23 protein-coding genes and 2 pseudogenes are annotated in these 25,756 nt (G+C 57.4%); 11 read left to right on the forward strand and 14 right to left on the reverse strand.

Annotated features, from left to right (window positions below; all coding sequences use genetic code 11):
* Positions 1-10: 10 nt before the first annotated feature.
* The 4 genes from ACEN9K_RS17150 to ACEN9K_RS17165 are packed head-to-tail and all read left to right on the forward strand — an operon-like array spanning position 11 to position 3,852.
* Entirely contained in the window at positions 11-925 is a 915-nt protein-coding gene (locus tag ACEN9K_RS17150) for an ABC transporter substrate-binding protein (protein ID WP_026265685.1), read from the forward strand.
* Between the two features lie 4 nt (positions 926-929).
* Complete coding sequence (locus tag ACEN9K_RS17155; RefSeq protein WP_018768727.1) at positions 930-1,892, forward strand: amino acid ABC transporter permease; 963 nt, start codon at positions 930-932, stop codon at positions 1,890-1,892.
* Positions 1,889-2,653, forward strand: a complete 765-nt coding sequence (locus tag ACEN9K_RS17160) for an amino acid ABC transporter ATP-binding protein (RefSeq protein ID WP_018768728.1) — start codon at positions 1,889-1,891, stop codon at positions 2,651-2,653. Before ACEN9K_RS17155 ends, ACEN9K_RS17160 begins: the two co-directional genes overlap by 4 nt.
* 23 nt (positions 2,654-2,676) lie before the next feature.
* On the forward strand, positions 2,677-3,852 hold the full coding sequence (locus ACEN9K_RS17165; RefSeq protein WP_495634720.1) for an alpha-hydroxy acid oxidase: 1,176 nt from the start codon (positions 2,677-2,679) through the stop codon (positions 3,850-3,852).
* 55 nt (positions 3,853-3,907) lie between these two features.
* Here the strand turns inward: ACEN9K_RS17165 and ACEN9K_RS17170 are convergent, their stop codons facing one another.
* Entirely contained in the window at positions 3,908-5,146 is a 1,239-nt protein-coding gene (locus tag ACEN9K_RS17170; protein ID WP_495634721.1) for a MinD/ParA family ATP-binding protein, read from the reverse strand.
* A 341-nt stretch (positions 5,147-5,487) separates the two neighbouring features.
* Entirely contained in the window at positions 5,488-5,634 is a 147-nt protein-coding gene (locus ACEN9K_RS17175) for a hypothetical protein (RefSeq protein ID WP_495634722.1), read from the reverse strand.
* Positions 5,635-5,868: 234 nt separating this feature from the next.
* Here ACEN9K_RS17175 and ACEN9K_RS17180 point away from each other — a divergent pair, with 234 nt between their 5' ends.
* The 3 genes and pseudogenes from ACEN9K_RS17180 (at position 5,869) to ACEN9K_RS17190 (ending at position 7,793) form a co-directional block, all read left to right on the forward strand.
* Positions 5,869-6,840 carry an aldo/keto reductase gene (locus tag ACEN9K_RS17180; RefSeq protein WP_495634723.1) on the forward strand — a complete coding sequence of 324 codons (972 nt, stop codon included), beginning with the start codon at positions 5,869-5,871 and terminating at the stop codon, positions 6,838-6,840.
* Positions 6,841-6,940: 100 nt separating this feature from the next.
* A pseudogene (locus tag ACEN9K_RS17185) lies at positions 6,941-7,498 on the forward strand (MmyB family transcriptional regulator); the annotation flags it as partial.
* Positions 7,499-7,517: 19 nt separating this feature from the next.
* Entirely contained in the window at positions 7,518-7,793 is a 276-nt protein-coding gene (locus ACEN9K_RS17190) for an MmyB family transcriptional regulator (protein ID WP_495635717.1), read from the forward strand.
* 145 nt (positions 7,794-7,938) lie between these two features.
* Here ACEN9K_RS17190 and ACEN9K_RS17195 read toward each other — a convergent pair whose 3' ends face one another.
* The 5 genes and pseudogenes from ACEN9K_RS17195 to ACEN9K_RS17215 form a co-directional block, all read right to left on the reverse strand.
* Positions 7,939-8,103 carry a hypothetical protein gene (locus tag ACEN9K_RS17195; RefSeq protein WP_495634724.1) on the reverse strand — a complete coding sequence of 55 codons (165 nt, stop codon included), beginning with the start codon at positions 8,101-8,103 and terminating at the stop codon, positions 7,939-7,941.
* A 30-nt stretch (positions 8,104-8,133) separates the two neighbouring features.
* Positions 8,134-8,259, reverse strand: a pseudogene (locus ACEN9K_RS17200) (MBL fold metallo-hydrolase); the annotation flags it as partial.
* A gap of 340 nt (positions 8,260-8,599) precedes the next feature.
* Entirely contained in the window at positions 8,600-9,703 is a 1,104-nt protein-coding gene (locus ACEN9K_RS17205; RefSeq protein WP_495634725.1) for an acyltransferase family protein, read from the reverse strand.
* A gap of 542 nt (positions 9,704-10,245) precedes the next feature.
* Positions 10,246-11,361, reverse strand: a complete 1,116-nt coding sequence (locus tag ACEN9K_RS17210) for an acyltransferase family protein (protein ID WP_495634726.1) — start codon at positions 11,359-11,361, stop codon at positions 10,246-10,248.
* Between the two features lie 378 nt (positions 11,362-11,739).
* Positions 11,740-12,567: an MBL fold metallo-hydrolase gene (locus ACEN9K_RS17215; RefSeq protein WP_495634727.1), complete on the reverse strand. Its 828-nt coding sequence runs from the start codon at positions 12,565-12,567 to the stop codon at positions 11,740-11,742.
* Between the two features lie 376 nt (positions 12,568-12,943).
* Between ACEN9K_RS17215 and ACEN9K_RS17220 the strand changes: the two genes are divergently transcribed.
* The 4 genes from ACEN9K_RS17220 (at position 12,944) to ACEN9K_RS17235 (ending at position 17,538) form a co-directional block, all read left to right on the forward strand.
* The gene (locus ACEN9K_RS17220) at positions 12,944-14,407 is read left to right on the forward strand and encodes a tyrosine-protein kinase domain-containing protein (protein WP_495634728.1); all 1,464 of its coding nucleotides are present in this window, start codon (positions 12,944-12,946) and stop codon (positions 14,405-14,407) included.
* A 106-nt stretch (positions 14,408-14,513) separates the two neighbouring features.
* Positions 14,514-15,959: a lipopolysaccharide biosynthesis protein gene (locus tag ACEN9K_RS17225; protein ID WP_495634729.1), complete on the forward strand. Its 1,446-nt coding sequence runs from the start codon at positions 14,514-14,516 to the stop codon at positions 15,957-15,959.
* 17 nt (positions 15,960-15,976) lie between these two features.
* The gene (locus ACEN9K_RS17230) at positions 15,977-16,519 is read left to right on the forward strand and encodes an acyltransferase (RefSeq protein ID WP_495634730.1); all 543 of its coding nucleotides are present in this window, start codon (positions 15,977-15,979) and stop codon (positions 16,517-16,519) included.
* Between the two features lie 452 nt (positions 16,520-16,971).
* Positions 16,972-17,538: a hypothetical protein gene (locus ACEN9K_RS17235; RefSeq protein WP_495634731.1), complete on the forward strand. Its 567-nt coding sequence runs from the start codon at positions 16,972-16,974 to the stop codon at positions 17,536-17,538.
* Between the two features lie 520 nt (positions 17,539-18,058).
* On the opposite strand, the gene ACEN9K_RS17240 is transcribed toward ACEN9K_RS17235, so the two are convergent.
* Genes ACEN9K_RS17240 through ACEN9K_RS17270 form a run of 7 tightly spaced genes read right to left on the reverse strand, consistent with a single transcriptional unit; the run spans position 18,059 to position 25,524 of the window.
* The gene (locus ACEN9K_RS17240; RefSeq protein WP_495634732.1) at positions 18,059-18,973 is read right to left on the reverse strand and encodes a glycosyltransferase; all 915 of its coding nucleotides are present in this window, start codon (positions 18,971-18,973) and stop codon (positions 18,059-18,061) included.
* Between the two features lie 26 nt (positions 18,974-18,999).
* Positions 19,000-19,797, reverse strand: coding sequence for a hypothetical protein (locus ACEN9K_RS17245; RefSeq protein ID WP_495634733.1), 798 nt, complete (start codon positions 19,795-19,797; stop codon positions 19,000-19,002).
* Positions 19,794-20,831 (reverse strand): glycosyltransferase, encoded by a 1,038-nt coding sequence (locus tag ACEN9K_RS17250; RefSeq protein WP_495634734.1) that lies wholly within the window; start codon positions 20,829-20,831, stop codon positions 19,794-19,796. Before ACEN9K_RS17250 ends, ACEN9K_RS17245 begins: the two co-directional genes overlap by 4 nt.
* Positions 20,828-21,937, reverse strand: coding sequence for a glycosyltransferase (locus ACEN9K_RS17255; protein ID WP_495634735.1), 1,110 nt, complete (start codon positions 21,935-21,937; stop codon positions 20,828-20,830). The genes ACEN9K_RS17250 and ACEN9K_RS17255 overlap by 4 nt, the downstream gene beginning before the upstream one ends.
* The gene (locus ACEN9K_RS17260; RefSeq protein ID WP_495634736.1) at positions 21,927-23,090 is read right to left on the reverse strand and encodes a glycosyltransferase; all 1,164 of its coding nucleotides are present in this window, start codon (positions 23,088-23,090) and stop codon (positions 21,927-21,929) included. The genes ACEN9K_RS17255 and ACEN9K_RS17260 overlap by 11 nt, the downstream gene beginning before the upstream one ends.
* A complete protein-coding gene (locus ACEN9K_RS17265; RefSeq protein ID WP_495634737.1) occupies positions 23,056-24,300 on the reverse strand; it encodes a hypothetical protein in 1,245 nt (414 codons plus the stop codon). Before ACEN9K_RS17265 ends, ACEN9K_RS17260 begins: the two co-directional genes overlap by 35 nt.
* Before the next feature lie 42 nt (positions 24,301-24,342).
* Positions 24,343-25,524: a glycosyltransferase gene (locus ACEN9K_RS17270; RefSeq protein WP_495634738.1), complete on the reverse strand. Its 1,182-nt coding sequence runs from the start codon at positions 25,522-25,524 to the stop codon at positions 24,343-24,345.
* Positions 25,525-25,756 lie beyond the last annotated feature (232 nt).

Below are 25,756 nucleotides of genomic sequence, written 5' to 3' on the forward strand. Positions count from 1 at the left end.
AGGCGTGTAGATGATTCAGTTTCGATCGATGTTGGTGACCGTCGCCGCAGTTTCCATGGCGAGCGTGCTTCTCTCCGGGTGCTCCAACCCCGAAATGACCAGCTCAGCCCAGTCCGATGCCCCTAAAAGCCCAAGCTCCGCGGAGGCCGTCAAAGTCGACGAAGCCGCCGCCGCAGCCCTCCCCAAGGAGGCGCGGGACAGGGGAACCCTGACCGTCACCATGAGCCAGAGCTCACCACCTTTGCACTTCATGGCCGCCGACGGGACAACCATTCAAGGTATTGACCCGGAAATTGCCATGGCCCTGGGCCAGACGCTGGGCCTGAAAACGGAGGTCAAGAGCGGCCCCTTCGACGGCATCATCCCCGGTATTGCTGCCGGCAAGTTCGACATGGCCATTTCCCAGATGTCCCCCTCGACGGAACGCATGAAAGTGCTTGATTTCGTCGACTACTACCAGTCAGGCAGCGGCATTGGCGTGGCTCCGGGCAACCCGCAGCACCTGACGCTGGACACACTCTGCGGGAAGCGTGTTGGCGTGCTGAAGGGCTCATTCCAGGACCTCAAGCGCCTGCCTGCCCTTTCCCAGGCGTGCACCGCCGCCGGCAGCCCAGCCATCGAGGCCATGACCTACCCCGATATGCAGGCCCCCAATCTCGCACTGACGGCTGGACGCATTGATGCGGTCTACATCGACGGACCCACCCTGGGCTACGCCATCAAGCAGGGCGGCCAGATCGAACTGCTCGGCGAAAAGGACGTCTCCCCCGTCAGCATCGGCTTCAAGAAGGGCGCGGGCATGGAAAAGGCGGTGCAGCTCGGCATGGAGTCTCTCGCGAAGAGCGGCAAGTACAAGGAAATCCTCGACAAGTGGGGCGTGGGCACCGGTGCAATCTCTGACTTCGCCTTCAACAAAGCGCAGTAGCCACATGGCCAACACAGCCACGGAACCCGACGCCAAGGCACCCGCCGGTGACGCGCTGGACCGCCAGCTTCTCCTGGGCCGTCCGCACCAGCGCCACGGAGGGTTGTGGCTGACGGCGGCAATCGTCCTGTGCGCGATCTTCCTGGTGGGCTACTCCCTCGTCACCAATCCGCGGTTCGAGTGGAACGTGGTCTTCGGCTGGTTCACCTCGGAGCGGCTGTTCACGGGTCTCCTGCGGACGCTGGGACTGACGGCCATCTCCATGGCTGTGGGAATCGTCGTCGGCGTCCTGCTGGCGCTGGCCAGGCTCGCCCCGAACGCCATTGTGGCCGGGACCGCCGCGTTCCTGGTCTGGCTCTTCCGCGGGGTGCCGGTCTTCGTCCAGCTGCTCTTCTGGGGGTTTATTGCCGCCATCTACCCGCGGATTGCGGTGGGCGTGCCGTTCGGGCCCGAGTTCTTCTCGGTGGATGCCAACGTGCTGATCACCCCCTTCATGGCGGCGATCCTGGGGCTGGGCCTGAATGAGGGCGCCTACATGTCCGAGATCGTCCGGGCAGGGCTCCTGAGCGTCAACCGTGGACAAACGGAAGCGGCCACGGCGCTGGGCATGCGCCGGTTCGCGATCCTTTCCCGGATCGTCCTGCCACAGGCAATGAAGATCATCATCCCGCCAACGGGCAACCAGACCATCTCCATGCTGAAGACCACCTCCCTGGTGAGCGTCCTGGCCTTCCCCGAGCTGCTCTATTCAGCGCAGCTGGTCTACAGCGCCAACTTCAAAACCATTCCGCTGCTTATCGCCGCAAGCATGTGGTACCTGCTGGTGACCAGCGTTCTGAGCCTTGGGCAGTTCTTTATTGAACGGCACTTCAACCGGGGCGGAATCACTTCCGGACGCAGCCCCCGCCGGCCCCGCAAGCCCAAGGCGGCAAACCCCCGCACCACACCAGAGGAGGCCCGGCCATGAGTGACGTGATGATCGAAGCGCAGGGGGTCACCAAGAGTTTCGGCGACCTCGAAGTCCTCAAGGGCATCGACCTCACCATTCCCAAGGGCAGTGTGACCTGCATTATCGGGCCGTCCGGCTCCGGCAAGTCGACGTTCCTTCGCTGCATCAACCAGCTGGAAACGCTCGACGGCGGGTACATCCTCGTGGACGGACAGCCGGTTGGCGTGAAGATCAGGAAAGGCCGGCTGCACGCGCAGAACAACGCCGAGGCGGCGAGGATGCGCGAGAACATCGGCATGGTCTTCCAGAGCTTCAACCTTTTCCCCCACATGACGGTGCTGGAGAACATCTGCGAAGCGCCGGTCAGGGTGAAGAGGGAGAACCGGAAGGCCGTCCAGGACCGGGCCCGGATCCTCCTGGAGCGGGTGGGGCTTTCCGAGAAGGTCCACGCCTACCCGGCGTCCCTGTCCGGCGGCCAGCAGCAGCGCGTGGCCATCGCCCGGGCACTGGCCATGGAGCCACGGCTGATGCTGTTCGATGAGCCCACATCGGCCCTGGATCCGGAGCTGGTGGGCGAGGTGCTAGACGTGATGCGGAAGCTCGCTGACGGCGGGATGACCATGATCGTGGTCACCCACGAGATCGGCTTCGCCCGGGAAGTGGGCGACCACCTGATCTTCATGGACGGCGGCGGCATCGTGGAGCAGGGCGACCCCCGGACTGTCCTGCGCGACCCCCGGCACGAACGCACCAAACAATTCTTGGCGAAAGTAATTTAGACCTTCACATTGGAGCAGGACCCTTGAGAAACAAATGGATTGTCAGCATCGATGACTACCGCAAGGCTTCCCGGAAACAGCTTCCGAAAATGATCTCGGACTACTTGGAGGGCGGCGCGCTGGACGAGACCACCATGCGCGCCAACGAAGACCGGTTCGATGCCCTGATGCTTCGCCAACGGTCAATGGTGGACCTCCGGGGCCTGAACACGTCCACCACCGTGCTGGGCCATCCCCTGGCGCTGCCGCTGATGGTGGCACCGATGGGCATGCTCACCATCTTCCACCCGGGTTCGGATCCTGCCGTTGCCCGGGCCGCAGTCAGGGCGGGGTCGATCTTCATCCACAGCGCGTGGGCCGGCTGCTCGCTGGAAGAGGTTGCCAAGGTGGCCCCCAACAATCTGTGGGCGCAGATCGCTTTCTGGAAGGATCCGGAGGAGACCGCCAGCTACATCAACCGGGCCCGGGCCGTGGGGGTGGAGACCCTGGTGGTGGCAGGTGACGTGGGTTCATCGAGCAAGCGGGAACGGGACCTGCACCACGGGCTGTCCATGCCGCCGCGCCCGCCGGTGGCGGACTACTTCAATGCCGCCACCCGCCCGGCCTGGCTGTGGCGCTGGCTCACCGGCCGGAAGATGACCTACGGGAACTACCAGATCAACGGCCGCCCGCTGCGTATGGACGAGATGAACAACTGGATGGCGACCAACAAGAACCCGGGCGCCACCTGGGAGGACTTCGCCAGGCTCCGGTCCGAGTGGAAGGGGAACCTGGTGATCAAGGGCATCATGGACGCCGAGGACGCAGCCCGGGCCGTGGAGGAAGGGGCGGACGGCATTTTTGTCTCCAACCATGGCGGGCGGCAGTTCGACTCCCAACCCGCCACCATCGATGTCCTCCCCTCCATCGCGGACGCTGTCGGCGGCCGGGCGGAGATCTATCTCGACGGCGGTATCCGGCGCGGCCACGACATCGTCAAGGCAGTGGCGCTGGGCGCCAAGGCTGCACTGGCCGGGCGGCCGTTCGCCTACGCCCTCGCCACTGGCGGTGAGCCGGCGGTGGACCGGGTCTTCGGAATCCTCCAGGACGAGCTCAAGGGCGCCATGGGGTTCGTGGGCAAATCGTCAGTTGCGGACTTGGACAGCAGCATCTTCGCGGGGCAGGTCCAGCCTTCGCCAGCTGAGAGTGTGCTCGTCTAATGACGGCATCAAGAACTGCCCGCCTCCCCCAAAGGAGGCGGGCAGTTCCTTTGTCCTACCGGTACCCGTCCACGATCGCAGCAGCAATTTCCTTGTACGCCCGCCGGGTCTCCGGCTTCAGCACGTCAAGGGTCACCAGGTCGCCGTCGGCAACGCCACGGTCGTGCGGTACGGCGATGAGCTCGCGGCAGATCCCTGCCAGGTGCTCCTCAATCGCGTCCTTGTCCACCCGCGAAGACACCTCGTCCTTGTCCGTGATCACCACAATGGCGTTCCGCGCCAGGTCCTCATAGCCGTGGCTGGCCAGCCAGTGCAGGGTGCTGCGGGCCCGCTTGGCCCCTGAAACGGCATACCCGGCGGCGATCACCAGGTTGTCGGCCGACTGCAGGATGCCGCTCATCGCGTTGTGGGTTACGCCGGTGCCGCAGTCGGTCAGCGCCACCGAGTAGTAGCCGGAGATGAGCTTGCGGATCCGCAGGTACTCCTCTGCCGTCAGGGAGTCCGAGACCTCGGGGTCCTGCTCCCCCGCGATCAGGTGCAGCCGGCCGGCATGGTGCATGTACCGGGCAAGCGCCGTCAGCGAGTCAATGGATTCAATGTTCTCCAGCAGGTCCGTAATGGTCCGCGGGCTGGCCTGCTGGTAGATGCCCTCGCCCAGCGCGCGCTCCACCAGGTCCCCGGAGTCTGGGTTGGCATCGATGGCGCAGGGCGCGTCACCGCGGTATTCGGCCAGGGTCAGGCCCACGCCCACGGTGGTGGAGGTCTTGCCGATGCCGCCCTTGAGGCTCAGGATCGCAGTGTTGTAGCTGCCCTGGAGCTGCCGGGAAATCCGGCGCCCCAGCTCGTCCTCCTGGCGCTGCTTGGGTCCGGGGCCCAGGTTCCAGGCGCCGCCGGTAAGGTTGTACAGCGCCCCACGGATGCCACCCTTGGGTCGTGGCTTCTGTTCCTTGACGAACAGGCCCGGCGAGCTGATGAAGTCCGGCATGGCGCTTTCGGCAATGGCATCGGCCACGGTGGGCCGGCTACGGCGGAAGGCAGGAGCGTCCGACGGCGGCGCGGCGGCTTCGGGAACCGCCTCACCCGGAGCAGCGGCCGGCACGGCGGAGGGAACAGAAGCGATTGTATCCGCGGCGGGCTGCCTCGCGGGTGGCGCAGGAGGGGCCGGTGCAGGTGATGGTGCCCGCGACGGCTTGGTGGCATCGGCTGCGGCAGCCGCTGCCGCCCAGGACGTGCGGCGAGTAGCTGGCGTCCCGGCGCCGTTGGAACTGGAAGGGGAAGGGTTTACTGCTGGCATGGTTCCTGTCCAGGCATCGTCCACTGAGCCGTCGGCACGACGAAGGTCGCGGCGTCGGCGCAGTTGCGGCTGCCCTGCATCCTCTGCTGGGGCGCCTGCATTCTGATCCGCCGGTTCTGGCATGTCTGTCCCCCCGGACGATCGGCAAACTGTTATGCAGCACTAGTTCAAACAGTAAGTCTAGGCGCTGGGACCGGGTTACCCAGCCAGGCTGTTTAGTTAGTGGTGCGTGAGGGCGGCCGCTACCACCGCGACGGTGAGGACCAGGAGGACGGCAAGAATGGTGTACCCCACCCACTTGGGACGGCCTTTGTGTGGGTTGATGTCGACGTACGGCATGGTCAGCGTTGATTACCTCGGGGTGCGGGCCGGACGGGGATCCGGAGTGCGCGGCGCTTGAGCCGCAGCATCTGGTAGAGGACTGCAAAGGGGATCAACAACGTGCCGAGCAGTGCGCAGAGCGCCAGGGCATAGTCTTCAAAAGCCACAACAGTCTCCATTGGTGATAGTGAGCCCCCTGTATAGACCCAACCAGACAAGAACGTAATTGACAAATTGAGTCAAAAGCTCAAGGTTTCCTCAAGATGCTCTTCTTCACCCACGCGGCTGGCCAAGGTCCAGGCGGGGCCTTGTTCTGACGTGGTCTGGCAGGTCCTGTTTCGCGGCCATCGATGCTCGTACCGTCGAAGGATCGAATACAGCGCCGGAAAGAAGGAACCAGCATGGAATACACCCGACTCGGCACCACGGGATTGAAGATCAGCCGGCTTGCCCTGGGCTGCATGAGCTATGGCGACCCCACCACGTCGAACGCGCACGCGTGGGCTCTGACCGAAGAGGACGCCGCCCCGTTCTTCCGCCAGGCCGTGGAACTGGGCATCACGTTCTGGGACACGGCCAACGTGTACCAGGCAGGTACCTCCGAGGAAGTTGTGGGCCGGGCCATTAGCAGGTTCTCGCGGCGTGAAGACGTTGTCTTGGCCACCAAGGTCCGCGGCAGAATGCACGACGGCCCCGGCGGCGAAGGCCTGTCACGCAAGGCCATCATGGAACAGATCGACGCCTCCTTGGCCCGCCTGGGCACGGACTACGTCGACCTGTACCAGATCCACCGCTTCGACGACGGGACCCCGGTGGAGGAAACCATGGAGGCCCTCCACGATGTCATCAAGGCAGGCAAAGTCCGCTATATCGGAGCTTCATCGATGCATGCCTGGCAGTTTGCTAAGCTCCAGCACGCAGCGGACCTGGGTGGCTGGACCCGATTCGTGTCCATGCAAAACCAGTACAACCTGCTGCGGCGTCAGGACGAGCCGGAGCTCATGGCCATGTGCGCAGATATGGGCGTGGGCCTGGTGCCGTACTCGCCTAACGGCAAAGGCCGTCTGGCCCGCCCCGCAGGCGAACAAAGCACCCGCTCCACCACGGACAAGGTGGTCCAGGCATTCGACAACGAATTCGACGGGCCCGTGATCAATGCGGTGCAGGAAGTGGCCGAAGCCCGCGGCGTCGCCATGGCGCAGGTGGCACTTGCCTGGGTCCTGCGGCACCCGAACGTCTCGGCCCCCATCGTCGGCGCCACCAAGCCGCACCACCTCCAACAGGCTGTGGACGCCCTGTCCGTTGAACTGAGCGACGACGAAGTCGCCAAACTCGAAGCCCCCTACGTCAACTACGGCCCGGCATGGTACTGACACCGCCCACGGACGGGCCGGGGGGGGAACCGGCCCCGGCGGCGGGGAGGAACCCGCAGGCCCTCCCGGCACCGAAAGCGGCAGGCCTACCCTTGGAGCTATGGATTCCCGGTCCGAGATCAGCAGCTTCCTCGCTTCCCGGCGCGCCAAGCTCACCCCGGAGCAGGCAGGCGTCCCGCTCTACAGCGGAGCCCGCCGGGTCCCTGGGCTGCGCCGCGAAGAGGTGGCCCACCTTGCCGGTGTCAGCGTGGACTACTACGCCAGGCTGGAACGCGGGAAAATCTCCGGAGCGTCCCGTGAAGTTATGGAAGCGATCGCCCGGGCACTGCAGCTCGACGAAGACGAGCGCGACCACCTGCTGGACCTCGCCAGGATCACCCAGCGGCGCGCACGGCGGCGGAAACCCTCCAACCGAAGCACCGTCCGGCCGGGGATCCAGAGCGTCCTGGACTCGATCGATGCCCCCGCCTTCGTGCAGAACGCCCGCCTGGACCGCCTGGCTTCCAACAGGATCGGTCGGGCGCTCTACTCGCTCCCGGATGACGGCTCCGGCGACAGGTTCAATTACGCGCACTACCTGTTCCTCGATTCGCGGGCCCCACGCTTCCACCGCGACTTCACCACCGCAAAGCACAACGTGGTGGCCCTACTGCACGCCGCCACCGCACGGGACCCCTATGACCGGGAACTCATCGAAATCATCGGCACTCTTTCGGCCCCAAAGCGAGGAGTTCCGCTCGCTTTGGGCCTCCCACGATGTATTCCGGTACCGGTCAGGCCAAAAGATGCTCACCCATTCGGTCGCAGGAGACCTCGAATTCGGCTACGAGTCCTTCGAGCTCTCCACCGGCCCAGGCCTGGTGATGCTGGTGTACACCGTGGAACCAGGATCCGCCACGGCGGACGCCATGCGGATCCTGGCCAGTTGGACCGCCCCGGCCTTCCAGTCCTGACCCGCCAGACCTGCACATGCCCACCTCAGGGGTGCAGCAGGCCGTTTACGACGGCGGACGGCGGTGACGGCGGATCAAGGTTGACTCAAGAATGGGGGTCTGCGCAGGTCAGGACTGATTTGTGGCTCCGTATGCAGGCGACGCACTAGCGCTTCACCGCCATCAGGACCATCCCGATGGTGGCTACTGCCAGGGCGGTCATTGCCACGTCGGAGATGAACCGCAGTCTGCGCTGCCGTGCATCCCGCTTTGAATAGCGAACGTCGTAACTTCCCCCATAGCGGCCCATGGGCAGAGGATAAGGAGCCAACCTGAAGGTTTACCCAAGACGAGCCGTTTGTTACGAAGCGTCGTGGCTGTTGCGCCAGTTTTCCTGGAGGCGCTTGATGAACCAGCGGGACTGTTCGGGGCCATAGGGCAGGACGGGGATGGCCTTGGTGGCGTCGTTGGGGGTGTCCCGGGTGGACGGAGCACAGCAGAGACTCAGCTAGTCAGATGGACAACGCGAAGACACTGCGGAGACAGCAACTTATTGCCAACGCCGAAATTTCGACCACGCTCAACTATGCGCCGTTCAACGCAGCGCAGGTCGAGTCGGTCACCCGTACGTTCCTGATGTGTACGCGAAGAAGATTGTCTACATGCGGGAAGGCCGTCCGGTAGCCGGAGCCTCAAAGTCTTACGTCCATGGTGACCAACAACACCGTCACGCCGGCTATCGCCACCGGAATAGGTACGGCGGCAGTCACGAACGCTGGGATCACCAAGATTCGCCTGACTTCGCGGGTGAATTGAGCGGGTGGGCGTCAGTGCGCAGGCGCCCACTTCTTCCGCAGCGGTGTCTCTACAAAACGCCAGGAGACATAGCAGATGGCAATCAGTGCGGCGAGCCAGACGAAGCCCCACCATGAGACCACGGGCCGGACTCCGAAGATGGCCATGAAGACCACGACGGTCAGCCAGTTCCAGAGGTACAGGCCATAGGAGAGCTTGCCCAGGAACACCAACGGGCGGCTAGCGAGCGCTTTCCCCGCCCACCCAGTGGGCGATACGGCCAGAAGGAAGATGACGCCGGCCGAAAGCAGTGCAGACTGCCCGAACCCCCCGTCATCGAAGCGGACCAGCTGAAAGGCGCCGCCCGGCTTCCACGCAAGCAGGATCAACAGCCCAATCGTGCCTGCGAGCCCTGCGAGCCGGGCCACCAACAGAGTCAGTCCGGTCAGTTTCACGTTGTAAGTGAATACGGCAATGATGGTGCCTGCGATCAGCGCGTCAACATGCGTATCCGGAGCATAGAACAGCCGCTCGTGAGTTGGATCGCTGGCAACGATGGCCGTCCGCCATGCCCATTGGATAGCCACAAGCGTCGTCAATCCGGCCACTGTCCACCGCCACCGCTTCACTGTTGGGATGACCAGCAGAAGGATGGGCCAGACCAGGTAGAACTGTTCTTCGACGCTCAGTGACCATGACCACTGGAAGTCTCCAACGGCATCACTCCCGACGGCCTCGATAATATCCGTGGTGTAGGTCAGGGACCCCAGAGTGCCCGCCCACCACGTCCCAGCCGGGACACCGGTAGCGAGAAGCCACGCCATCGTCGCCAGCGTGACCACGACCAATGCAGGTCCCAGGCGGGCAAGGCGCCGACCATAGAACTTGAAGAGTGCGATGCCACCCCATTTGTCCTTCTCGTGCAGCAGCAAGCTGGTGATCAGGTATCCGCTTATGACGAAGAACACCGTCACGCCATGATAGCCACCAATCCCCTGGACGCCGGCATGCCCGGCGATGACTGCGAAAACCGCAAGAGCGCGTAGGCCGTCAAGGGCTGGGTTGTATGCGAACTTCTGCGGTTGAACACTGCCCGGCTGCGCCGCGGAAACGGCAGTGACTCCCCCAAGATTCATGCTCGGATTATGTCAGAGCCATCGGCCTGCGGCCTAAACGCTGGACGCAATGTTGGGGCTCCATAAGACCGGGAGTGAAGTACCGCCATACGATCTGTGCGGTCAACTTCATCGGCACGCGAATCAACCTTTCCGGCAGGGCGGTGCCGGGGTCGGCTGGAAATATAATGCCGCCCCCGCCCGACCTCTTTCGTTTAGAACGCGGTCCTCCAGCAAATCACTATCGACACACGACAATGAAGCTGACTTCGGCTACTCCGACCAGTTACACAATGGCCGGAATCTATGCCGATTCCAATGACTTTCGCGGCCAGCGCCTCCTACTTTGGGCGGAATCGCGACATAGCCGGTTGATGGAACACCAACCACTTTGTGCCTGGAGCAACGCATTCGGCGGGCAGGGTATTGCGGAAAGCGTTGGCGCCAGCATCCGACAGGACCGTCCTCCTGGGGCGAAGGAAGTGACACTACCGGCCTGACATCTGCCCAGATCGACCCGCTGTTGACCATGCCAACCAATGGGCAGGTGGCCTCTTACCTGACTAACGAAATCCTCCCGGTCCCTCAGGGAGCGAAATAGTTATATGAGCGCTGGTCTTACGCAGACCGCCTGATACGCCACGTTTCAGGGCCTCCACCCTGGGCGCCAGGAAAGCGTGGGTTGCCGCCGCCAGTCCAATCGACGCAGGCGCGGCAACCCACGCGATAGCCACAGGGTCTACCTTGAACGCCCACCCAAGGATAATCAGTAACGGGTAATGCCACAGGTAGAGCTCGTAACTGATTCGGCCAAGATAAGCCATCGGCACGCAGCCCAAGATGCTGCTCAGGGCACCGTCTCGGGCCTGCACAAGATGACCGATAACCGCAACGGTGCCAACGCCAGTCAGCAGGACAGGCAGAGCTGAAGCTTGGGAGATGGTGCCTATTGTGACGGCGGCAGCGATAAGCGCGAGCCCGGCCCAAGCCAAGGCTGCGGGTATCCTGACTTCACGTTTCCGTCGAAAGTAAACGGCCAATGCGCACCCCAACAGCAAGCCGCCGGATCGGAGCAGCAAGGAACCGGGCTTCCCGGCGACTTCCAGAACTACCGGAACAAGCAGCAAGGCCAGCCCGGCGCCAGCAGCCAGGAAGGCAAGCCGCATCTTCGTCCTGCCTTTTCCAATTACAAGGATCATTAGCAGGGGCCACGCGAGATAGAACATCTCCTCGATGCCGAGGCTCCACGTGTGCCGCCACGCCCACGCTGCACCATTCGATACCTGCAAGGCCACGGGCGTCATGTACGTGACGGCCAGCAGGTTCTCCAGCAGGTACTTGCCAACTGATGGGGCGAATAGAGCGCCAGGAATAAGCATGGCAGCGACAACAACCAACAGGGCCGGGTAAAGCCTCGCAGCCCGGCGAAGGTAGAACCGTTTCAGTCGGATGACGCCGTGCTTCTTCCGCTCGCGCAGAAGGATGTCCGTAATCAAATACCCGGACAGGACGAAGAAGACATCCACGCCGACGGCCCCACCGAACGGCAGCGGCGTCACCATGTGATGCACGAAGACCAGGGCGATACCAATTGCCCGTACCCCGTCAAGTGCGGGCAGATAACCGACCGCAGGCCGACCCAGAGCGCGAGCGTTAGAACCCTCAGTGTGAAGAGCCATGTTTCCCCCAAATTGTAGAAGCCGAGACCATGACCGCCCTGGGTTCTTGTCCGCAGTCTAATGAGGAAGAATGGTCATGATCATGACTAGTACGCTTAGCGGCGGTTTTGCTTCTTTACTGATGGCGAGCCCGACGACCAAGGCACTGACAGTGGCCAAAAGCTCCTGCAGCGCTAGCTTGATGAGGTACTTTCGGCGAACACTTTGAGCACAACTTCCCCCGACAACTTCCGGTTGATCTGCCACAATCCTATATTGCGGCAGGGGCCAATATGACCAGTCATGTGCCTGCCTATGACCTCGATGGCATGAACCGACGCAAAGGCCGTTGCCGCTGGCTAAGTGTCCATGGTCACGCATCATCTTAGTTTTGAAAGACTATGAGGCCCGTCCAGCTTCCCGGCGGGCCTCCTGCAAACGTTTGATGAACCAACGCGACTGTTCGGGTCCGTAGGGCAAGACCGGAATGGCCTTGGTCGCGTCGTCAGGTGTGTCCCGGATGGACTGGCGGGCCTGGCGGACGGCCGTGGTCATAGTGTTGGCCATGGTTTTGACAAATTGGTCGCTACACGGTTTGCCGTGGCCAGGGATCAGAAATTCGTAGCGATGGCGCAGCGCCGAGATGTGCCTGAGGGCGTCGGCCCATTCCTCGGGATATGAGTCCTCGAAGGACGGGTGGGCTCCCTGTTCCACAAGGTCGCCCGCGTAAAGAGTGGTCGGCGTGCCCACCAGGAGATCACCGTCAGTATGGCCGCAACCCAGGTGGAAAAGCGTTGCTGTCAGGCCACCGAGATCAACCAGGACGGGCTGGTCTTTGACGATTGCGTTGGGAACCACAAGCTCGACGTTCTCACCTTCGCCGGTGGCCATCTCAGGCTCCAAAGTTCCAACGAGTCGGCGCTGCACCTCACCGCGTTGATCGATCTCTATGGCACAGTTCTGGTGAGCCCAAAATTCTGTTACGCCCTCTTCGGCGAAGACAGCGTTGCCAAAGAAGTGGTCATAGTGGGCGTGGGTGTTGACGACAACGAGGGGCAGCGCCGTCTTCTCCCTGACCGCATCCAAGATCTCGCGTCCCTGACGGGGGCCACACCCTGTGTCGATGACCATGGCACGCTCGGAGCCGACGATCAGGCCCGTATTCAGCAGGGATCCTTCAGTGACCAGTACATAGTTGTCCGTGCCGACTTCGAGCCATTCTGACATTGTTCTCAGTACCTCCGGCAAAGCAGTGTGCGTTCGTCTTGGTGACCGATTCTACTCACCTCAACCCCTTTGAGATGAGTAGAACAGGGTCGTAACGTGTGCGTATGGACGAGGCTGCGAGTCGGACAGCAAGCGGCCGTAATGCCCGAGATACCAGTCAGAGGACCGCCGCCTAACTGGCATCCGCTCATAAAATCAACAGCCGACGACAAGAGTCTTGATGAACTGTTCCCAAGAAGCTCTTGCTTACCTACCCGGCGTAAGCAAACGCATAAGAACAGCCGTAACCGTTAGACTGGGCTGGACCGCAAGACGAGTGCTGTTCTGGTGGAAGGCCGACGGCTGCCCCCAGCTGCAGAAATAGGGGGAAATTCCATTGGACCTACGCGACTACCTGCGCATCCTACGCCGCAACTGGATCGTGGTCGCGGCCCTGGCGATGATCGGACTCCTTATCGGCGGAGCGGCTTCCCTGCTTGTGAAGCCAACATATACCGCACAGACACAGCTTTTCGTCGCCATCCAAGGAAGCGGCTCAGTTAGCGAACTCCAGCAGGGCAACACATTCAGCCAAGCGAGAGTCCAATCCTACGTAAAGACCGTTGGAACTCCCGTGGTTCTCTCGCCAGTCGTAGAAAGCCTCGGTCTTGATAAGAGCCCTGGCGTCTTGGCCAAACAGGTCAAGGCCAGCGCAGACCTTAACACGGTTTTGATTAACATCTCGGTTGATGACACTTCGCCCGTTCAAGCTGCGGCCATAGCCCAGGCAGTTGCCGACAGCCTTGTTCGAGCAGTTGACACTCTCGAAAAACCTAGGTCCGGTGGTACTTCTCCCGTTAGCCTCTCGATCATTACTCCCGCGGAGGCACCCACCACCCCCTCGGCACCTAATACTCGCCTCAACATTGCTTTAGGCCTGGCGGCCGGCCTGGCGCTTGGCCTTGCGGCAGCCATCCTTCGAGGGACGATGGACTATAGAATTCGGGGCGAAGCAGATCTTAGGACTGTAACGAGTGCACCCCTACTGGGTGGGATTTCCTTCGACCAAGATGCTGCGAAAAAGCCGCTACTGACTCAAGCCCCACCGCAGAGCCCACGAGCGGAATCTTTTAGGCAACTCCGCACAAACCTGCAATTTGCCAACATCGCTGGCCGCGCCAAATCTGTCCTTCTGACTTCTTCGCTGCCCGGCGAAGGAAAGAGTACGACAGCTACCAACCTTGCTATCTCTCTCGCTCAAGCCGGTCAAAATGTATGTCTGATTGACGCAGACCTTCGCCGGCCAATGGTCAACGAGTATTTGGGTCTCGACCGTAATGTTGGTCTCACCACCGCGCTAGTTGGAGACGCCGAACTGGACGATCTCCTACAGCCGTGGGGAATGGACAACCTCTTTGTCCTTACTTCCGGCCAAATTCCTCCGAATCCCAGCGAGCTTCTGGGGTCCGAGGCAATGCGCTTCCTCTTGGCGCGGCTCGAAGATCACTTCGACACAGTCGTCATAGACGCTCCTCCGCTCCTACCAGTAACGGATGCAGCTGTTCTCAGCCAGTTCGTCGGAGGTGCGGTCCTAGTGGTCGGCGCGCAGAAAACAAAACGCCACGACGTCGAACGGGCACTGGCCGCGCTACAGCTCGTGGACGCCAAATTATTGGGAATCGTGCTTAACCAGCTTCCGACTAAGGGTCCCGACGCCTACGCTCAGAGCTACTACTCATACGCAAGTGCTTCTGATCACCAGCCTCAAGACTACGCGGACGAGACGCGCCAGAACCACGATGTCGGCTTGCTAGCAGGACAAGAATTTCGCTCTCCGGCTCGATTCATCAGAAAAGGCTAGCTAGACCTACTTTTATTGGTTCATTGCGTGAATGGGTATCCGTGCCCCGACGGATTCGCTCTACCCAGCAAGGCCGAGCCGCCTTTATGGCGAGGAGCTTAAATAGATGAAATCTGCAATCGCAGTTCGCGGAGCAGCCACAACGCTTGGAGGACAGTTCCTCAAGTACGTCATTCAGATGGCGGCACTCGTATTTCTAGCCAGGCTTCTCGCTCCCGAGGACTACGGCCTGGTGGCAATGGTAAGTGCAGTTGTTGGCATCGCCCTTGTCATAGGCGATTTCGGTCTCGGTCTCTCAGCCGTTCAGGCCGAAAATCTTACGGATTTGCAAAGAGACAACCTTTTCTGGATGAACACACTGATTGGCCTAATTGCCGGCGCTGCTGTATTTGCCTGCGGGCCATTACTGTCCGCATTCTACGAAGAGCCGCGTCTACAGTCGATCGCAGCGGTCTTGTCCTTGACTTTCGTCTTCAACGGAATGTCATCTCAGTTTCGCGCAGAACTAGTTAGGGACCTGAAGTTTCTTGCCTTGGCATCCGTTGATTTACTTGCCCAAGCAATCTCGTTTAGCCTCGCCATCGTTCTAGCTATGCTCGGCGCAGGTTTCTGGTCGCTGGTGGCACAGCAAGTTATCTTCGCCTCGGTAACACTCGTCGGACTTATTGCGAAAACAAGCTGGCGACCTAAACTGCCGAACCGCACAGCCGAAATGCGGTCACTTTATACTTTTGGTGCCTCGACCTTCGGCACTCAAGTTATCAATTATTGTAGCGCTAATGTCGACTCCGTTGCTTTGGGAAGGTATCACGGAAGCGTAGACGTTGGGCTTTATAATCGAGCTTTTCAGATATTTTCCTTACCTCTACAGCAGCTGGCTGCCCCTCTGACCAGAGTCGCACTTCCTGTATTGTCGCGTCTGCAGGGATCGCGTAAATTTGCACGTTACGTTGAAAAGATGCAACTCGTGCTTTCCTACAGCCTTCTTGGTATGTTGGCATATATTGCTTCAACGTCGGCGCCGCTTATAGAGGTAGTACTAGGGAAGCAGTGGGTTCCGGGAGCAGTGATTCTTGAGGCTCTTTGTCTAGGAGGAGTTTTTCAAGCCCTAGGATATGTCTACTACTGGATGTTCTTAGCACGGGCGCGCATGAACGTTCTGCTCGCATGTGAAGTCGCTGGTCGAACTGCCATGATTGCCCTAATCATCTTGGCCGCCCCACGCGGGACTATTTATGTAGCCTTAGCAGTCTCCACTGGCCTATTTCTTACCTGGCTTGTGACCACTCTCTTCGGCGTCCGGCATGTGAATATTAGCAGCTTACGATTGGTTCGCATTGCAGCTTTGCCTGCGCTGGTTTTTGGTTGCTGCTATGCGGTCTCCAAGCTAGTACAAGCACTGGATGCAGTCCAAGTAATGGCACCTGCCCTCCAACTGGGCACTCTCACCGGTGTCTTTATGATGTGTGTCGGACTGAGCTTGGTCTTCAAGCCAGTTCGGTCGGATCTAGACAAAGTACTGATAGCGGCGCGCCAAGTAGTGCGTCGTTAGCGTAGTAAGGAACATACATGAATGCTAAGGTGCACGACCATATTGTCGGACTTCAGTTGTTTCTGGCCTTCTTGGTCGGAAGAATTCCCGTACACAGCCTACGAATATGGACATACAGGCACGTACTTCGTATTAAAATTGGCGCAAACACATCCTTTCACTGGCGCGCCGCGTTTTTTGCACCGCAGGGGCTTTCTATCGGCGGAAACTCGATTATCGGAAATGACGCATTTCTGGATGCCCGCCGCGGTATCTGCATCGGCGACAACGTCAACATTGGCGGCCACGTGCAGATATTCACACTTGAGCATGATCCGCAAGATAGTCAGTTTGGCATAAAGGGCGGTCCGGTCAATATCGGTGATCGGGCTTACATAGCCACAAGGTCGACTATTCTCCCTGGTGTGAGCATTGGCAAAGGGGCGGTTGTAGCTGCAGGAGCGGTTGTTACCAAAGACGTACAAGAGTACTCGATTGTGGCCGGTGTTCCAGCCCGCAAAATCGGTGATCGTAGTCGAGACCTGAACTACAAACTTGACTACCACCTGCCATTCCAATGAGCAATGCGGCAGAGTCTCGATCAACATCGGCTCCCAGGGTACTGTTTTCGCAGCGACGGCTGATTGATCCAACCAATCCCTTTTCGAATCTACTGCTAACTAGCCTATCCAGCTGCGCTAATCCGATTGCGTTTACATGGAAGACAGCAATCATCGGAAAATACGACATAGTGCATCTACAGTGGCCTGAGTATGTATTCCGTGAGAAGCGCCTTAGTTTGCGGCTCTTGAATCTTCTTCTATGCTACATCTGGATTTTTCGCTTACTCACGTCCAGGATTCCGGTTGTCGAAACCATTCATAATTTGAGGCCCCATGACCAGTCTGCCTTTCTAGAACGTGCAGCACTCAACGCTTTACGCACCCGCGTCAAACACCGCATATACCTAAACCGCTCCTGTGAAAATGACCTGAGTAAAGGCTCAGTCATCTTGCACGGACACTATCGCAACGTGATTCAGGAGCTTAATCTCAAGCCGGTACCTTCTCAATCAAGATACTTTCTATTTTTTGGGCTCGTCCGCCCCTACAAAGGAATGGAAAATTTGATTGAAGCCTACCGCGGCTACTATGGACCAGTAGAAAAGCTCATTATCGCCGGCCTTCCCGTTAATAGAGAATATGGCGAACTTGTTGAAAGTCTCGCCTCTCCAGATGAGAGAATCCATCTAGATTTTCGGCATATACCAGAGAAAGAGTTGGCTGAACTCGTTTCTAATGCGACTGGAGTCGTTCTACCGTACGACTACATGTATAACTCTGGCGCCCTTATCTACTCCTTGTCCGCCAATACGAGAGTACTTGCCCCGGCAAGTCCCGCAAATAGTACTATAAGTGATGAAGTTGGCCCAGGGTGGCTGCTTACATTTGACGAAACAGTTCGGCCACACGATCTCCATAAACTGGCCGAAGAAAACGCTGGTAGCATCGCCACCGGCGCTCCTAATCTGTCGGAACGGGATTGGGATGAGGTTGGAACCCAGCACATGGAACTTTACCGATCTCTCCTACAGAAATGAAGAACGGCGCTTCAAGCCCGAAGTAGTTACGATTGGCCAGCCGCGAGTTGATGTAGTTGGGCCAGAATAGGTGAATTATCGCATTTGGGGCGCAGCTGTGAAGGACGCGTCGTTGGCTGAGTAGGTGTCGACGTCTTCTGATGGTGGAAGTTTCTAAACTTCCCACCGTAAAGGCCTCGAGGGGTCCAACGCCACCTCCGCTCTCCTGACCTGACTATGTGTTCTGCCGGCTCGGAGAACGTCGGTTGGAAGTTGGCGGGCAGCTCGCTTAGGCGTAACGTCATCAGCTAACTCATGACCCTCTAGGTTCAGCGACCATCAACACCAACTACATCACTCAGACTAGTGTCCCCCGACATTGCCGCCGCCAGCAGGCTTTTCTCGATACCATCCAAGGCCCAAGACTCACGCACTAGAAAAACAGCGAAGTCTGGTGTCGAATGAGGAATAGTTTCCGGGGGAGGGCTGGCAACAAATGACTTACCCAGCCCTGAACGGTCCAAGATGGACGCGCCTTTCATCAAATAGATCTCCGTGTAGCTGGCACCTTTCCAGCGGCCCTCTTGAGGCCAGCACGATTCGCGAGCTTTTTTATCGTCTGCCTGGGTTCCCTGGCAAGCACCTTGACTCTCTTAGTCAGCTTCGTCATGGGCTTGTAGTAGTCGTAGATATATATTGGCGCTCTTTGTACCGCCAAAGCTTCATTATGCTGCTCAGCGGTCCACGCTTCAAGAGTCCGGATACCCGTCAGTTTCGCGTGCAGCGGACGGAATTTCAGAAATGTCGCGGTGTCCCGAAAAATTGTGTGCTCGGATCTTGGATCGTCCATATGTTCTTCCCAGATAAAGGGGTAGATCCAACCATTCCTGAAACCGGCGGAGGCGGCGCGTAAACACCAGTCTGGGAAGCTTTCGCCTTCCTCAATACCTCCAATTTTCTCGATAACTGATCGCTTAGCTAAATAGCTGCTCCCCTGTACCCAATGGTTCCTAAGGATGCGAGTACCATTATCAAGACGCTGCATTTTTGTCATTGCAGCGGCTGGCTCAAAGTCCTCAGGATAGAACCTCCATGAGCCAAGTACACCAACATCCGGCTCGCTGGAATGGGCAGACCGAAGTTTCTCTATCCAGTCAGCACCCACCAGGCAATCGTCGTCTACTTTTGAAACAAAACTCCCTTTAGACTGAAGCCAAGCCCAGTTAGTCGGAATTCTAATTCCGACGTTTGTTTCACTGTGGTTGACCCTGTGCACTGCTGGGTGATCCCAGTAGCTCTTCACTATTGAAAGAGTTTCTTCGTCATCTCCGTTATGCCAAAGCCAGACCCTAGTTCGTGAGTCGGCACTGTTAAGCAGAGCTGGCAAAGACCTCTTAACGTATTCTGGGCGTTTATGAGTGATCATGAGGACGTCTACGACATCAGAGTTGCTCAAAGGGGTCTCCTCACCTGACAGGCCATTCATCGTCCAGTCCCAAAAAATTCTCTAGTTCGTAAAACCTCACGCGCTCGAAGAAATTTACCTAGGGATGCTTTAGGGCTATCAAGAAGCAACCACAACCAACTTCTTATCCAGAAAATAGTTCTGAAAGGCAGTCCCTGGCCTTCGCTATACGTCGCGTATGCCACTAGGGCGGAGACTAAATGGGTATCATCATCGCGGTCGCGGTTACTGCGCGCAGAGAGAGCAGACCACGGAATTGTTTGGACGCCGCTACCCCTAGACAGTGTATCCAAGGCAAAATGGAGTTCAATGCCCCATGAACCGATGTCCTCCCGGAAGCCTGAGACATCAATCCAAGTATCTTTTGGTACGATCATGCAGCCCCCGTCGCCGGAAGATAGAAGCCGGGGACCACGCTGTGTGTGCAGACCTACTAAGGCACTCGTAGACGGCAGCAACGAACTTCCTCCGAAGCTAACCACTGTCTGTCGCGTCGAGACGGCCTTATTGATCCCATCCGCAAGTTCCGTAAACGTCAATTCAGGATTCAGGTCCCCACCAAGTACTAAAAACCAGTCGATCCGGTCTTCGTCATTGTCGCACGCTTCAATGCATCGATTTAAATAGAATCCAAGGCCTTCCCGCCCAGTCGCGATTCTAGATGCAGAGGTGCCGTTTTCATCAACGTAAATTACTGATTCGTCTGCGTCTACAAAGACCTTCGATACTTCTTCCCCTTGTTGGGCCAGCAGATCAATCGCAGTCGATATTAGCTGAAGACTTGCACTTTTAACAGCTATCAACGCCCAACTCATGAAGGATTCTCCTCCTGAGTGGCGGCCCCTGCTTCAGCCAAGCCAATAGACGATGTGACAAATGGAATCAGTCCCGGTATCCGACGGGGCCCTAAACCACGCCAGGTAAGAATCCCCTTGAATGTCCCCCGCAAAGCAGCCCATGTCTTACTCCAACGGTTTACCTTCTCCCTCAGCAACGGCCTTAGCACGGACATCACGGTTTCCCGAATGCCCGAACCGAAGACCACGGTCAAGAGGCCAGCGCGCTGCGAGCAGACTCGAACCCTGTTTCGTGCGTTGTAAAAATAGTAAGCCGTGCTGTGTCCTTCCTCAGAAGGACCCGACCCACCCTCAAGATGCCAAACTATGCACCCCGGATGGACGCCCTGCGACACATTTAGATCCCGGGCCCGTAGTGAGAACTCAACATCCTCCCAGTACAGGAAGAGGCCGTCGTGAAAGCCTCCAATTCTGTCCCAGATTCTTCTGCGCATCATCGGCGCCGCACCCGTCATAAAATCTGTACGACGCAATTCAGAAAACTCCGAAAGATCTTTAGACCCGTAATCCTCGTGCCAACACATTCCCCTTCTGACATCGATTCCTCCGCCGCTGAACCACAGGGATGGATTCTGGACGTCACCAAACACCAATAAGGGGCTTACGATGTCGACTTCTTGGGCAAACAGAGCATCCTTCAGAGCGTCGGTTGAGCCAGACAGGAGCTTCGTGTCCGGGTTCAGAATCCAGATCAAATCATCGTCTCTAGCATGAGATCTATCCGCGATGGCATTCATAGCAGCACCGAACCCAAGATTCACCGGCGATAGAAACAGCTCTATTCGACTGTCGGTACCAGCAAGCTCCTCTAACTTCGCAGTCTCCATGTCACCAGAAGCGTTGTCCCATATCATTACGTGATCAACTTGCTCAGAGGCTAGCGATGCGAGTGAACTTTCAATCAAAGCAGCGGACTTGTAATTTACCATCCATATGTAAAGCCTGGGCTGACTCAAATTTCCAGACGACAGGGAAGAACGTTCAGCGCTCATTTCAACAACCGTTCATATATGCGTATCGTTTCTTTGCCTAGGCGCTCGTGACCAAAACGTTCCCTCTGTTCGAGGGCCCTGTCACCCATAGCTCTTCTGAGCGAAGAATCCAAGATCAACGTTTTTACGTATTCAAATAGCTCACTATCATCGTCCGCCAAAAAGCCTGTCTGATTGTGAACAACGACGTCCTTGTTACCCACGATGGAAGATACAACAGCCGGCAGTCCCAAACACTGCGCCTCAATCAAGGCGAGCGGCATTCCCTCCCATAGGGAAGGAAGAACAAACAAACTGGCTGCTCCGAGTTGCGCGACGAGCTCCTCCTTCGCCAGCCACCCTGTCACATGCACGGGCGAACCACTCAACCAGCGGTCTCTGTTGGAGGGAGTACCGTCGCCTATCCATACAAAGCTCGCCACATCCCCAAAAGTACGTGCAAGCTCGGCGAACTTCCAAGGCGCCTTTTGATAAGTGACACGTCCCATCGTCACAACTATTGGGTTCAGCCCATCACACTCACGATCATTCTCGGCGATGGTCACTGGCATCTCATCTAGATTGACAGCGTTCTCCACCACGGTGATCCGGTCGGGTGAAACCCATTTCCTCACTAGTTGCGCCTCCGATTCGGAGACCAGCATCAACCCCCCACACTGTCGGGAAAGGAATCTCTCTATAAGCAGGAGCGCTTTCCTGGCCGGCCTAGGCAAATCTTGCCTCAAAAATGCAAAACCGTGCGGCGAGTACACAATCCTGCGGTTAGCATTCTGGAATGCGAGAAACAGCCGTACGACGGCAGCCGCATAAGTCGAATGAACGTGCACGATGACGGCCTGGTCTTGGCGGAGCGCCCTGCGGGCGGAGGTACCCATTGACCAAAGAGCAAGCAGCCTATTTCTAGGCCGAACGCGACTCCTGCAGACGGTGGGCGGGAAAAGGCCACCCCACTGCGATTCGGAGGGAGAGTCGGGGCGTACGCCGTGAAGCACCGAAACCACTGCGCCCTCCGCTGTCTGGGCCGACACTATACGACGCATAGCTTCTAGTGTTCCTGAGGCAAATGCTTCTGTAATGTGAAGGATGGAGTGGACCCTAGTTTCCATCGTGAGTATTCCTCCGCTTGGACAGGACGTGAGTATACAAATCCGAATAGGCAGAAGCTGTAGTTTGAATCGAGTAGTTGTTCACGGCTATTTTGAAAGACGCTCTCGATAGAAGTTCATACTCCGGAGCAGACAGAGAAGAAAGCGTGCGTATAGCACCGGCTAAAGCCTCAGAGTCCCGGGGAGAAACACACTGCCATGGTAGAACAGTCAATTTAGTACAATCTCCTACGTCGGTCGTAATGACCGGTGTAGATTCTGACAAAGCCTCCAAGCCTGCCATCGGAAGAGCCTCGCCATACTCGCTGGAAATTATCAGCGCGTCGGAGCTTCTCAGAGTTGGGCGAACATCCTGAATAGAACCGAGTAAGGAAACGGACCTTTCCAAATCGCGTTCTGCAATCAGCTCCATCAAATTGCTATTGTTGGAATCCATGCCGTAACCTGCGCAGACCAGATGCAGTGAAGAGTTCATAGTACGAGCTATTCTAAAGGCATCGAAGAGGTTCCTGTGATCCTTCATGGGATGCCACCTAGACAAACTTACGATGACTGTGGAATTTCCACGGACCTTGGGTTGCATGGTTGACAGGGCAACCCCGTTATTAATTACGACCATTTTTGATGGGTCGTAGCCGTTCTTGACCATGTAACCTACAGTGCTAGACCCACATGCCACAGATTTATCAATCAATCGATTTGAAATCAAACCCATCAATCTACCCAAGAGCCTGGACTTCAGCGGGTCGTTTGCCGTCATTCCTGTTGTATGGACTGTGGAAACGCTTCCTATCTGAAGCCCAAAGAGCGCCAAGGAGACCGCTAAATCAGACTGCAATAAATGGCTGTGAACCAAATCCGGCTTGATCCGTTCGATTGCGCGTCGTGTTCCAACCACCAACCGGTCCAAACGGAGGGACCTTTTGTCTAGGTCAAGATGCATGACACTTTCGGCGCAACTCTCGAATCGCTCGCTTAGTGATCCTCTGCCGAGAAGCACCAAAATGTGAACCTCGACAAGATCGTCTTGAATCTGGGCGAGTTGCTCAATAAGCGTCTGGGCGCCCCCTGTATTGGCGTCGTTAACAACATGCAGAACTCGCAATTTCCCTACCTCACTAAACGGGGATCCGCGATGACGCGATATCATCATCCGAAGCGGATTTCATCCAAAGACCAAAAAAAACTCCAGGGAAAGCCCAAATCCAGGCAGCCGACTCATAGCTAATCGTCAGTCCGGCTACCAAAACCCATAGAAGCGAGCAGGCGACTGCGACGCTCGAGGATGCTATAGCTCTTACAGGGAAGAAAATTACGACAAGACAGCCAATCGTCAGCGTGACACCGAAAATTAACCCGCACTCAAGCCACAAACGCGCGATAACAGAAAAAACGTCGGGAAGAGCACTGAAGTACTGAAGTCCATCCAATGGGATCAAGCCCTGGGAGAACAACGATGACGCTATTCCTTTGCCCGCTCCCAGGAGCAGATTCTCACTCGATGACGAAAAATATCGGAGAGCACCGATAATTGACGCAGAACGATCATTCCATGAATAGTTCTGGGCAGAGCTTCGGGAGTTCAATACTTGGCTACCCAAAAATACGGTTACCGCAATGAGAATAACTATTAGAGTAGCTTTCCACGCTCCCTGCACCCGAGGCCAGAGTAGGGTGAAGAGGATAAGCCCAATTGATACGAGAGCGCTACCTGAATCACTCAAGTAGATAGCCCCGACGGAACCAAGGGAAAGGAGATAGTCCCATATGTTTGGTCCCTGCTCGAGGTGGTGCGTCAGCACAATCAAGGCCACTACAGAAAGCGCCAGAGAACCGGCCATGAATGAAGGTTCAGGGAAGAATGCAAACGGTCTTCGAATGTAGCGCGTGATGGTTTCCGCGTATGCCTGAACACTGGCGTATCCAGGAACATTGTAATAGCCGATCAGAGGTATTATGCCCATTTCAAGAAAAATTTTCTGTACGGCAGAATATAGCACCGTGACGCCAATTCCGGTTCTCAGAAAACCAAGAGGGAATCTCGGGTTTGCAATAGCAATGCCGGCAAAGCCGAAAAGTGGAAGCACATGAGCGGGCCAGATTATCAAACTGAGATAGTTAACGTCTGGAGTTCCCAGCATCGAATGCAGCGCTGCTAAGACGGTGGGCCCGCTCCCGACTAGGATGAATGCTATAAGCACCCCTGGAATTCGAAGTGCACGATGAATTACCAGCAAAGAAAGGAGCGAACTCGCTGGGAGGTTTGTGTTTGATCCGGCAGGTAAAGCAAAATAGGGGAAAAACGTCGAAAGAATCAGGAGGCCGGATCGCAAATTCCACCAAACTGTAGAAAAATTGCTCATTGGCGCAACTGCCGGCTTTGTGTACGCCCGTGACATAAGCAACTACCAACCGGCCTGTACTGCCAAGGCTAATTCATCCCACTGAGGAATACATCTCTCGTTCAAATCTGCGCTCTTGACTGCTGCGGTAGTCTCGGAAGTCTGCGGTTCGAAGTTGCACATCTTATTTGCCAAGTCTTCGCTAGAGCCAGCAGTAAAAAAGGCGACGTTATGAGCAGCGCTAGCTTGTTCCTTCAGACTCGGTAAATCCGAGGCAATTATCCATGTTGATTTTCGCATTGCCCGGGCAAGTACTCCGCTCTGCGCACCAAACTGAGAGTACGGAAGCAACAGCGCTTTGCAATTCGAAATAACGTATTCAAACGCTTGAGCCGACAAAAACTCGTCGCGGATTTCCACATTGGGTAGACCATACGACGCCTTGTGGAGGCTTTCCAGGTAATGCGGATCTATCGCCTTTCCAAGCACCGTAACTTTGGCGCTAGAGATTCTGGCTGCTTGAATTGCCAATTCAATACCCTTATTCTCGCGGATCTCACCGAGGCAAACAAAAGATTCGGAGAGTTGCTCGAACTGTTTAGAAAGCCCAGTTGCAGCGTAGGGCATCAGGCCGCTCAAATATGAGTCCCCAGGTAAAGCAAAAGAACGCGCCGGCGTGTCAACGGCTTTCTTTACCAGCGCCAACTGCCGATCGCCGTGTACCGCTATTCGGTCGACTTTTCGGCATATCTGTGAAGCAATCCAGGATTTTATCCTAAGTGAGAATGAACGCCCCGACGTGGCATGCTCAACGGCGTTGTGCAACATTAGGCATACGGTCGTCCTACGCCTCGTATCTTTCAAAAGCCCGGGGAAGGGGTAACGAGGCTCCTCCAGCAGGAGTACTTTCCTGCCGGGAAGCGAACCCAGTGTTTTTCTAATACGCCAATGCTCCTGAAGCAGGCCGATTAGCTGCTTTGCGGCGCGTTCAACGCGTTTCACTAGCGTGGCGCTCTGTATTTGAGGTACAAGCGGGGGAATGATTTCCAGAACCTTCACACGACTCGTAACTGCGGTCGGCAGATATTCGACTGCACCAGGACGGGTCAGCAGGACGGCCTGCTGACCCGTGGCACTTAAGGTCGCGAGAGCAACGTCACATGCATGCTCAATGTGACCGCCGGCTGGCGTGGGACAAACGATGACCGTTGTTGCCGTTTCTACTGGCGAAATAGTCTCTGACAATCTTCTAAGCCCCCAAATAACTAACACACAAGCGTTCCGGCGGTTGACAGGAGCAGGCGCGCCGGCGCGAAACGTGACAACGGCGGCTCTCTCATGCCCTGAACGTCGTCAGGTTAGCAGGATCGTGTTGAAGTACTCGTATCAGGCATAGCAAGACATGACTTGATGTAGACAGCTTAAGAACGGACAACCAACTTCTCCAAGCCGTCCGACTTGGTTCCTGAACGAAACA

The organism is Pseudarthrobacter sp. Pseusp20 (genome assembly GCF_059492155.1).

Excerpts from the sequence above, each read along its gene's own strand:
- ACEN9K_RS17205 (WP_495634725.1), bottom strand. The coding sequence starts at position 9,703 with ATGAATCTTGGGGGAGTCACTGCCGTTTCCGCGGCGCAGCCGGGCAGT.
- ACEN9K_RS17190 (WP_495635717.1), top strand. The coding sequence starts at position 7,518 with ATGACCGGGAACTCATCGAAATCATCGGCACTCTTTCGGCCCCAAAGC.
- ACEN9K_RS17250 (WP_495634734.1), bottom strand. The coding sequence starts at position 20,831 with ATGAGCGCTGAACGTTCTTCCCTGTCGTCTGGAAATTTGAGTCAGCCC.
- ACEN9K_RS17150 (WP_026265685.1), top strand. The coding sequence starts at position 11 with ATGATTCAGTTTCGATCGATGTTGGTGACCGTCGCCGCAGTTTCCATG.
- ACEN9K_RS17260 (WP_495634736.1), bottom strand. The coding sequence starts at position 23,090 with ATGATGATATCGCGTCATCGCGGATCCCCGTTTAGTGAGGTAGGGAAA.
- ACEN9K_RS17225 (WP_495634729.1), top strand. The coding sequence starts at position 14,514 with ATGAAATCTGCAATCGCAGTTCGCGGAGCAGCCACAACGCTTGGAGGA.
- ACEN9K_RS17180 (WP_495634723.1), top strand. The coding sequence starts at position 5,869 with ATGGAATACACCCGACTCGGCACCACGGGATTGAAGATCAGCCGGCTT.
- ACEN9K_RS17215 (WP_495634727.1), bottom strand. The coding sequence starts at position 12,567 with ATGTCAGAATGGCTCGAAGTCGGCACGGACAACTATGTACTGGTCACT.
- ACEN9K_RS17245 (WP_495634733.1), bottom strand. The coding sequence starts at position 19,797 with ATGAGTTGGGCGTTGATAGCTGTTAAAAGTGCAAGTCTTCAGCTAATA.
- ACEN9K_RS17230 (WP_495634730.1), top strand. The coding sequence starts at position 15,977 with ATGAATGCTAAGGTGCACGACCATATTGTCGGACTTCAGTTGTTTCTG.
- ACEN9K_RS17170 (WP_495634721.1), bottom strand. The coding sequence starts at position 5,146 with ATGCCAGCAGTAAACCCTTCCCCTTCCAGTTCCAACGGCGCCGGGACG.
- ACEN9K_RS17160 (WP_018768728.1), top strand. The coding sequence starts at position 1,889 with ATGAGTGACGTGATGATCGAAGCGCAGGGGGTCACCAAGAGTTTCGGC.
- ACEN9K_RS17265 (WP_495634737.1), bottom strand. The coding sequence starts at position 24,300 with ATGAGCAATTTTTCTACAGTTTGGTGGAATTTGCGATCCGGCCTCCTG.
- ACEN9K_RS17155 (WP_018768727.1), top strand. The coding sequence starts at position 930 with ATGGCCAACACAGCCACGGAACCCGACGCCAAGGCACCCGCCGGTGAC.
- ACEN9K_RS17210 (WP_495634726.1), bottom strand. The coding sequence starts at position 11,361 with ATGGCTCTTCACACTGAGGGTTCTAACGCTCGCGCTCTGGGTCGGCCT.
- ACEN9K_RS17255 (WP_495634735.1), bottom strand. The coding sequence starts at position 21,937 with ATGGAAACTAGGGTCCACTCCATCCTTCACATTACAGAAGCATTTGCC.